Annotated in this window: 7 protein-coding genes; 4 read left to right on the top strand and 3 right to left on the bottom strand. The window is 64.3% G+C overall.

The window, feature by feature from the left end:
* Positions 1-265: 265 nt before the first annotated feature.
* From VKP01_RS02005 to VKP01_RS01995, 3 genes are all read left to right on the top strand, one after another.
* Positions 266-2,032, top strand: a complete 1,767-nt coding sequence (locus VKP01_RS02005; RefSeq protein WP_324409963.1) for a PilZ domain-containing protein — start codon at positions 266-268, stop codon at positions 2,030-2,032.
* Positions 2,033-2,042: 10 nt separating this feature from the next.
* Positions 2,043-3,407 (top strand): oxygen-independent coproporphyrinogen III oxidase, encoded by a 1,365-nt coding sequence (gene hemN / locus VKP01_RS02000; protein WP_324409962.1) that lies wholly within the window; start codon positions 2,043-2,045, stop codon positions 3,405-3,407.
* A 131-nt stretch (positions 3,408-3,538) separates the two neighbouring features.
* Entirely contained in the window at positions 3,539-4,585 is a 1,047-nt protein-coding gene (locus VKP01_RS01995) for an AI-2E family transporter (RefSeq protein WP_324409961.1), read from the top strand.
* Between the two features lie 129 nt (positions 4,586-4,714).
* Here the strand turns inward: VKP01_RS01995 and VKP01_RS01990 are convergent, their stop codons facing one another.
* Complete coding sequence (locus VKP01_RS01990) at positions 4,715-5,233, bottom strand: YcgN family cysteine cluster protein (protein ID WP_324409960.1); 519 nt, start codon at positions 5,231-5,233, stop codon at positions 4,715-4,717.
* Positions 5,234-5,530: 297 nt separating this feature from the next.
* On the opposite strand from VKP01_RS01990, the gene VKP01_RS01985 reads away from it, so the two are divergent.
* Positions 5,531-7,738, top strand: coding sequence for a PBP1A family penicillin-binding protein (locus tag VKP01_RS01985; RefSeq protein WP_324409959.1), 2,208 nt, complete (start codon positions 5,531-5,533; stop codon positions 7,736-7,738).
* A gap of 29 nt (positions 7,739-7,767) precedes the next feature.
* Here the strand turns inward: VKP01_RS01985 and trxB are convergent, their stop codons facing one another.
* Together trxB and VKP01_RS01975 are read right to left on the bottom strand one after the other, a co-directional pair.
* A complete protein-coding gene (gene trxB, locus VKP01_RS01980) occupies positions 7,768-8,769 on the bottom strand; it encodes a thioredoxin-disulfide reductase (protein ID WP_324409958.1) in 1,002 nt (333 codons plus the stop codon).
* A gap of 88 nt (positions 8,770-8,857) precedes the next feature.
* Positions 8,858-9,430 (bottom strand): ELM1/GtrOC1 family putative glycosyltransferase (locus VKP01_RS01975; protein WP_324409957.1); only part of this gene is annotated, 573 nt, incomplete at its 5' end.

Here is a 9,430-nt window from a genome sequence, read left to right as displayed (position 1 = left end):
TGTCGCCGGTGTAGCGGCCTGCGCCGGTGAGAAAGCGTTGATCTTCCACGCGTTTTGGCGCCTGGCCGATGCCGAACTTGCGTTGTGACGATGCGACTGCATCCATATCCGCGACTCCTCATGAACTTGACCGAGAGGTTTGCGCGTCCCGGGCGATCCGTCAACGCCCGGATCGGTTGCTGCAAACGCTTGTCATATCGGAGATTCACCAAAAGAAAAGAATCTCTGTTTACGTTGACGTCGAATTTTGACGGTGGGTAATGCGTTGGATATTTCGGTCCGTCAGCGGCTCGCGCGCTTCAGGCGCGACTTCATGACCCTCGACTGGGTCGGGCGGAGCCGTGCCGATGGTGGCCCGGCTGCGCCCGACTTCATCCTCGACGATACGCTCGCCGCTTACGGTGCGATCGGTCATGGCGGTGGCGTGGATTGGCGGGACGGGCGTGCCGCATATTACGACGCGGAGATCGATCCGGGTTACGATCTTGCGCCCGCACCGGAGGCGGTCGCGGCGATCGACCGTCTGGCTGAGAGCGTCGGTGCGGAAGCGGCGGCCCTGGGCGAAATCGCGTCGCGGGCAGAGCGTGACGGGCGCGGTATCGCCGCCGCGCAGGTGCGTGCCGCAAGCCGGGCGCTCTCGCTGATCGCGGACAACCAATGCGCTGCGGATTCCGAACCCGCATCCGCGTTCGACCCGGCAATCTGGCTCGCGGTCTTTTCGCAGATACAGGATATCGTCGCCGCCATCGGCGAGACGGCCCTCGAAAGCGGTCTGTGCGCGGTGCGCGCTGCATCGGCGACGCGGGGTTTCTTCGATTTCGCGCGTGAAGTCGACGAGCTGGAGCGCGCCTTGCGGGCGGGCTGGCCGGAGATCGAGCGGCTCGCCGGTCTTGTCGAGGAGGCCGGCGCGCAAGCCGGGGCGCTCGCGGCGGAATTGCGCATGACGCGGCGCGCGCTCAATGCGGCGGTGACGGAATTTGCCTCCGACACGCTGCCTCCCGCCGAAATCGAGCCGCTGATCCGGCATCGCCTTGCGCGGATCGGCACGGCGGCGGCGCAGGCGACGGGAATGGCGCGGCGCATCGCGGCGGAGGCGCGCGCCTCTCGCGAGCTGATCGAAACGCTCGTCGAGCAATTCATGGTGATGATCCGCGAGACGCCGCTGGGCGATCGGCGCGCCGCACCGCGTCTGGCCTTCTTCTCGCATTGCACGCTCGCCACCGCCACGCGTCAATACGTGGCCCGCACGATCGATATTTCGATGACCGGCGCCCTCGTGGCGCTCGATATGCCCGACGGTTTCCGACGCGGGCAGCCGGTGCGCCTGACCTTGCCGGACGCGCCGCCGCTGATGGGGACGGTTGCCGGAATCAGTCAGTACGGGCTGCATGTCGCCTTCGATCTCGGCCACGCCGTGAACGCTCCTGCCCGCGCGCCCCTGCGGCGCATGCTCAACGCGGTGCAGCATCACGATGACGGCCTCGTCTCCCGCGTCCACGCCTTTGCCCGCGAAATCCGCACGGCGCTCGAGCGCGCCGTCGCCGAGGGCAGTTGCGCGCATGCGGATCTGATCGCGCCGCAGCTAGAGCCGCCGCGTGAGAGTGATGACGTCACCTATGGCCATCCCTGCGCCGCTCTGTTCGAGGCCCATCTCGCGGCCTTCGTCGCGGGTCTCTTGCAGCGTAATCCGGATATCGCCCATGTCGCGGCGATGGATCGCGGGGGATATGTCGCAGCCGGAGCCGGCTCCGCGCCTGCCAGAGGCGTATTGCCGCCCTGGCGTCCGGGACAGTTGCGTCAGGACCGGGAATCGCGCCGACATGCGCGCAATCTGCGCCCCAGTGTCGCGCATAATCTGCGTGACGAGGCCGGGCTGGTGCGGATGATCTCCGCGCCGATCTTCCTCGGCGGGCGGCATTGGGGCTGCGCCGAGATCGGCTTTCGCCTGCCCGAGATCGGGGAGAGTGCGGATTCACCGGAAAACGGTATTCTGTTTGAGCAGGATCAAGGCGAAGCCGGCGCGCCCGCATGATTCTGGGGGCATGAACACGCTCCCCCGAACAACCATCCCCATGGCTTACGCGCTGGAGACCGTCCCGCGCTATACGAGCTACCCCACCGCTGCCCAGTTCGATACCCACATCGACGAGGGCGTCTGTCGCGACTGGCTCGGCGCGCTCGACCCTGCCGCCCCGCTCTCCTTTTACGTGCACGTGCCCTATTGCCGGGCCCTGTGCTGGTATTGCGGCTGCCATACCAGCGTGCTCAACGACGATGCCCGCATCGCGCGGTATGCGCGCCGCCTCATGCGTGAGACGGAACTGCTGGCCGAGGCCACGCCAACGGCCGGCCCCGTTGCGCATCTGCATTTCGGAGGAGGCACGCCGACGATCCTCGCGTCGGAGGATTTCGCCGCCGTGATCGACCGCATCCGCGAGCTTTTCCCCTTCGCGCCCAATGCCGAGATCGCCGTCGAGATCGATCCGCGCACGCTCGAACCGGAGATGGCGTGCGCGCTGGCGCAAGCCGGAGTGAACCGCGTCAGCCTCGGTATCCAGGACATGGATCCGCAGGTGCAGAAGCTCGTCAACCGGGTGCAGCCGCTGGAGGATGTGGTGCGCACGATGGATCTGCTGCGTAACGTGGGCATCACGCGGGTCAATGCGGATTTCATCTACGGTCTGCCGAAACAGACAGCCGCTCATGTGCGCAAGTCCATCCGCACCATGCTTGATCTCGGCATCGACCGCGCCGCCGTGTTCGGCTACGCGCACGTGCCCTGGTTCAAGAAGCATCAGAACGCCATCGATGCCGATCTGCTGCCCGGCGCCGGCGAGCGGCTCGAACAGGCGCGCGCGGCCGAGGCCGCTTTCGCTGAGGCCGGCTGGGAGGCGATCGGCTTCGATCACTACGCGCATCCCGACGATGCCATGGCGCAAGCCGCCAGGGCGGGAACGCTGCGGCGCAATTTCCAGGGCTATACCACCGACGGGGCGGATACGTTGATCGGCATCGGCGCCTCCTCGATCGGCGCCCTGCCGCAGGGCTATGTGCAGAACGAGCCGCATCTCGGCAAATGGGCAAAGAGCATCGATGCCGGGCATCTGCCGGTGGTGCGTGGTGTCTCGGTCACTGCGGACGACCATCTGCGTCGCGAGGTAATCATGCAGCTGATGGCCGCGCTGGAGGTCGATCTCGCAGAGATGGCGCGCGCATACGGGCATGAGCCGGCTATGTTCGACGCTGCGCTCATGGCGCTGGAGTCGCTCGTCGCAGACGGGCTGTGCCGGATCGAGGGGTATCGCATCCGTGTGACGCCGCAGGCGCGGTTCTTCGTGCGCAACGTCGCCGCTCGGCTCGACGCCCATTGGGAGCCGAGTCCGGGGCGGCATTCGCTGGCGGTGTGATTGCAGGCGCGATCATCAATGCCGGAACCGAGCACAAGGCAGGCCGTTGCCTATCCGCATCGCGCCCGGGCCCGTCTGTTCGGGTCCGCACAGGCGATTGCGCAACGCGAAGATCCGGATAGAGAAGCGGCATGAATGAAAAACCCTCGCGTTTCAGCGGCCTTGATCATGATGACAGGCGATTTTTCAGGCGTGCCCTGATTGTTTTCGGCCTGTTCGCCATGGCTTATTTCTTCTGGTTGCTGGCCGGGACGTTGCTGCTGGTTTTTGCAGCCATCCTGATCGCGGTGATACTGCGTGCCTTTTCCTTTGCCCTGGAGCGCCACGCACATGTGCCGCGGGCGATTTCCTTTTACATTGCGCTGCTCGTCGTGGGCGTGGCTCTTGCGGGGTTCGTCTATTTCTTCGGTGCCCAATTGCAAACGCAGTTGACAGACCTGTTGTCGCAGCTCCCGGAACAGATCGACGGGTTCGCGGCACGGCTCGGTATCGAAGACCCCCTCAGTGAGATCGAGAGCCAGCTCGATGACGGGTTCGGAGCCAGTCTTTTCGGCCAGGCGGCGGGATTCGGCTATACCGTCATCGGCGGCTTCACCAATCTTCTCTTGCTGATCGTGGCGGCGATCTATCTCGCCTACGATCCCAAGCTGTATCGCAAGCTGTTTGCCAGCCTGTTCCCACCCGACCAGCGCCATGGTGTCGAGGATGTCATGCTCGCAACCGGTGCCGCGCTCAAGAAGTGGTTTCTCGGACAGATGGTGAGCATGCTGTTTGTAGGCCTGCTTTCGGGCTTGGGCTATTGGGCTGTTGGTCTGCCGACCCCTGCCGCGCTGGGGTTGATTGCCGGCTTCACGAATTTCATTCCGTATATCGGCCCGGTTCTCGGCGCTGTTCCCGCACTCGTCTTCGGCTTCAACATTTCCCTGGAAATGACGTTGTATGCGCTGCTCGTTGCATTCGCTGTACAGCAATTGGAGGGGAATGTACTGGTGCCGCTCATCCAGAAGCGCGCGGTCGCAATGCCGCCGGCCGTGGCGCTGTTTGCGATCATCATCTTCGGGGTGCTGTTCGGCTTCATCGGGATTCTGCTTGCCGTGCCGCTGGCGGTGACCGTCATGATCCTGGTGCGCAAATTATGGATCGAGGGTGTCGTCGAGCACCCGCCGCGTCACGATTAGAGCGCCCGACCTGACGGAGTCAGGTCGGGCGCTCCAGGTCATTGTGTGACGCATCATTTTTTCCGTCAGCCGGTATCCACCTGACGGAGTGATGCTCTAGCAGGCCGTTCCCCGACGAAGGCGGGCTGGTCAATCATGCCGGCCTTCGTCGGGCTGGCGACCCTCGTCAGGCACGTCCTCCTCCGGCCACTCGGCGATCCGCGCCATCAGACCATCCATGTCGTTCTCGGCCATGAGCACGAGCGAGAAGCCGCCATCCAGGGCTTCGACGCGATCGCGTACGCTGGCGCCGGCGCGGTGGACGCTCTCCGGATCACCGGTGATGAGCGGGTGCCAGTCGGGCAGGTCGCGCCCCTCGGCGAGGCGGCGATAGGCGCAGGAAGGGGGTAGCCAGTCGATCTTCTGCACCGTTTCCGGCGTCAGTTGCACGCAATCGGGCACCTCGCGCAGGCGCTCCTCGTAAGCGCGGCAGCGGCAGGTCCCCTCATCGAACATGTGGCAGGCGAGATCGGTATAGACGACGCGCTCGGTATCCTCGTCCTCGAGCTTGACGAGGCAGCAGCGCCCGCAGCCGTCGCACAGGCTCTCCCATTCCTCGGCGCTCATTTCCGCGAGGCTCTTGACCTGCCAGAAGGGGCGTTCTGCCATGATGTTCGCTTTCGTTTTGCGTGTGCTCATGGATAGGCGATTGATGCCGGCCTTGCAATGAGTGGGATCACCCCCCTTGCGTGGCGTGCATTGTTGATCATTAACATTTATGAGGTTTTCTTCGTTAACCATGCGGACTGCATCAGGCCATGCGCGGTTTTCGAGAAAATTGCGTGAATTGCGTGGTTTGTCGTATGGGCGGGCTAGCCGCGCGTTAATATTCCTTTAATAATCGGCTTTCGGCGATTATGCGCGGTCTGTTCGGCGCGTATGTGTCATGTGCCAAGGATGGGTTCGTTGCGTCTGGCCCCGGAAACAAGTCTCTGGACTCGGATCAAGCGTTGGGCGGCGGATTTCGACGCCTGGCTGAGCGCTTCCGCTTTCGAGGGCCAGGGCGATTTCAAGCGCTTCTGGCGTGGCTATAACCGCGTCATGCGGGTTTTCCGGTTTCGCGGGATGCGCCGGGTGCTGCTCGACCTCACCAGCGAGGCCGCAACCCTGAGCGTGGCCGCCGGGGCCGTGCTGGTCATGCTCGCGATCCCGGCTTTCTACGAGACGCATGTTGACTGGCGCCGCACGCAGGATTTCGCCGTCACCTTCCTCGACCGCCAGGGCGAGGAAGTGGGGCGTCGCGGCATCCGTCACGACGACTCGGTCCGGCTCGAGGATTTTCCCGACGAACTGATCATGGCGGCGCTCGCCACGGAAGATCGGCGGTTCTTTTCGCATTGGGGCATCGACCCGATCGGGACGACGCGGGCCCTCGTCGTCAATACGCGCGCCGATGCGGTGGTGCAGGGCGGCTCCACGATCACGCAGCAATTGGCCAAGAACCTGTTTCTGAGTAATGAGCGCTCGATGGACCGTAAGATCCGCGAAGCTTTTCTGTCTTTTTGGCTGGAGGCGCAACTCGACAAGGAGGAGATCCTCAAGCTCTATCTCGATCGCGCCTATATGGGCGGCGGCAATTTCGGTGTCGCGGCGGCGGCTGATTTCTATTTCGGAAAATCGGTCAAGGATCTCACGCTCGCCGAATCGGCAATGCTTGCGGGCCTGTTCAAGGCACCGTCGCGCTTCTCACCCCATATCAACCTGCCCGCGGCGCGTGCACGGGCGAATGAAGTCCTCACGAATCTGGTGAATGCCGGCTTCATGAGCGAGGGCCAGGTGCAGGTGGCACGCCAAAACCCGGCGACGGCGATCGACCGGGGTCGGGACACGCCGGCGGATTATTATTTCGACTGGGCCTTTGAGCAGGTCAGGGAAATGGCTCGGGAAGGTCATTTCGGCAATGAACGCGTGCTCATCGTCAAGACGCCACTCGATCTCGAGTTGCAGGCGCATGCCGATCAGGCCGTCGAGAACATCCTTCGCCAGCACGGCGAGGCCTATGGCGTGCGCGATGCGGCTGCGGTCGTGATGGATCCCGACGGCGCCGTTCGCGCGATCGTCGGCGGGCGTGATTACGGCGCGAGCCAGTTCAACCGGGCGACGTCGGCCCTGCGCCAGCCGGGTTCCGCCTTCAAGCCCTTCGTCTATGCGACGGTTCTGTCGCATCTGCCTTACCGTCCCGACAGTATCGTGCGCGATGCGCCGATCTGCATCGGCAATTGGTGCCCCAACAATTACAATCGCTCGTTTGCCGGCGCCATGCCCATGACGACCGCCCTGGCGCGTTCGATCAATACCATTCCCGTGCGCTTCTCGCTGGAACTCGGCAATGGCAATGCCCGTGAGGGCAGGGCGAAGATCATCGAGATGACCCGGCGCATGGGCGTGCGCACACCGATGCAGGACACGACCTCGCTGCCCATCGGCGCCTCTGAGATGACCGTGATGGACATGACGGCGGGCTATGCCGTTTTCGCCAATGGTGGCAGCCGCGTCGATCCCTTCGTTACGCTCGAAGTATGGAATTCCTTTGGTGAACAGCTCTACTCGCGCCGGCGCGACCATGAGCCCGAAAGGGTGCTCGCGACGGGAGTTGTCTCGGATATGAACCGGATGCTCTCCACCGTTCCGACAGCCGGGACCGGGCGCCGTGCGGCCCTCGACGGCATCGTCTCCGCAGGCAAGACAGGGACCACGAACGCTTATCGCGATGCGTGGTATGGTGGCTATACCGGAAACTACGTCTCCGCGATCTGGTTTGGCAATGACAATTACGAATCGACCCGGCGCATGACCGGCGGTTCGCTGCCCGCCATGGCTTGGCGCGAAATCATGAGCTTCGCGCACCAGGATGTCGAGATCGTGCCCATCCCGGGCCTGGATACGGATGAAGCGCCGCTTGTTGCGCAGGCCCCAGAGGCGGAAACGTCCGAGCGGGTCCGTAACGGGAGCATGTCGCGGCGTTCCTTCGAGGTGATCGGCGGGATCAACCGCATGTTCGAGAGCGCCTCAAGGCCTCGTACATCCTTCACCCCGCCCCGCCAGAGCGGAACAATGGTGCGTCCCGTCCGCGCAAGCCGCGCCGGTGGTTTCGAGGTGGTCAGCGGGCGCTGAATGCGCGCTGCGGCGCGTGACATCCGCGCTCAGTTCCAGGCGCCGACCGGTTGCTTGTGCTGCAATTCCTCCAGTCGCTCCGACGGATCGTCCGAATGCTCGGCGAGGAATTTCTCGACTTCGAGCGCTGCCATACAGCCCATACCCGCAGCCGTCACGGCCTGGCGGTAGATGTCATCGGTCACGTCGCCGGCGGCGAAGACGCCGGGCACGTCGGTGGCGGTCTTGCCCGGATGGGTGACGAGATAATTCCCGGTCTTCATCGGCAGCTGACCTTGGAAAAGCTCGGTCGCCGGCTTGTGGCCGATGGCGATGAAGACACCGTCGATCGGCAGTTCCGAAATCTCACCGGTGACGGTATCCTTCAGATTCAGATGCGTGACCCCCGGGGGCATGCCGCCGCCGCAGATCTCGTCGACCGCCGCGTTCCAGCGGATCTCGATCTTGGGATTGCGCATCAGGCGTTCTTGCAGGATGCGCTCGGCGCGCAGGCTGTCGCGGCGATGGATGAGGGTGACCTTCTGCGCCAGATTGGCCAGATAAAGCGCTTCCTCCACAGCCGTATTGCCGCCGCCGACCACGGCGACATGCTTGTTGCGGAAGAAGAAACCGTCGCAGGTCGCGCAGGCGGAGACGCCCATGCCGGAAAACTTCTGCTCCGATTCGAGCCCGAGCCACCTGGCCTGCGCGCCGGTGGCAATGATCAGCGAATCGCAGGAATAGGTCTCCCCGCCATCGCCGGTGAGCTGGAAGGGGCGCTGCGAGAGATCCACCGCACTGATGTGATCCGAGACGAAGCGCGTCCCGACATGCTCGGCCTGGGCGCGCATCTGTTCCATGAGCCAAGGCCCCTGGATGACATCGGCAAAGCCCGGATAGTTCTCGACATCGGTGGTGATGGTGAGCTGGCCACCGGGCTGGATGCCCGAGATCAGGATCGGCTCGAGCATCGCGCGCGCGGCGTAGATCGCGGCGGAATAGCCGGCCGGACCGGAACCGATGATGATGACTTTCGCGTGGTGATGCGCCATGGCAGATCTCCCTTTGCGCCTTGTTTTGGATAGCCGGGCGCGCGCTGTCAATCAGGCCGCGACCGGATCACGCGCTTGCGCACAGGTGTCAGGCTGCATCCCCGAGACGCTGGCGCAGGAATGCGCTGATCCGCTCTGCCGCGATCTTGCCGGCATCGGGCGGGGCCGTGGTTGCGGGGCGCACCTGCGCGACATCCGCGTCGGTTTCGAGATCGTGAACATGCCCCAGCGCGGCGAGGCGCCGTGCAAAGAGGTGGTGGCGCGGCCCCATCCCGCTGAAGCTGAACAGATCCACCGGTTTGCCCGTCGACAAGGCTTCCGATACCATCGAGGTCGAATCGGCGGTCACAAGGATGCGGTCGGCCAGGGCGAGCATGCCGAAATAGGGGTTCTCGCCGGTCCCGCCCCAGAGCGTGATCTGCGGATCATCGGCAAAGCGCGCGGCCAGCGCTTCGCGCACGGTGGGCTCCGTACGCCGGGAGGGGGTGATCATGACGGTGTGACCCTGCGCGCGGAAGGCGGCGAGGATGGCGAGCAAGCGGGTGATGTCGCCCGCAGAGAAGCCGCCACGGCGCGTGCGCCCACCCAGCAGGACGGCGAGGCGCGGGCGTGCGAGATCGGCATATTGCGCGGCGAATTGCGCGGCTGCGGCGTCGAGCTT

Source organism: Saliniramus sp. (assembly GCF_035311605.1).
Taxonomy (GTDB): domain Bacteria; phylum Pseudomonadota; class Alphaproteobacteria; order Rhizobiales; family Beijerinckiaceae; genus Saliniramus.
Note: the sequence above shows the minus strand (reverse complement) of the source record. Positions and strands in the feature narration are given on the sequence as shown.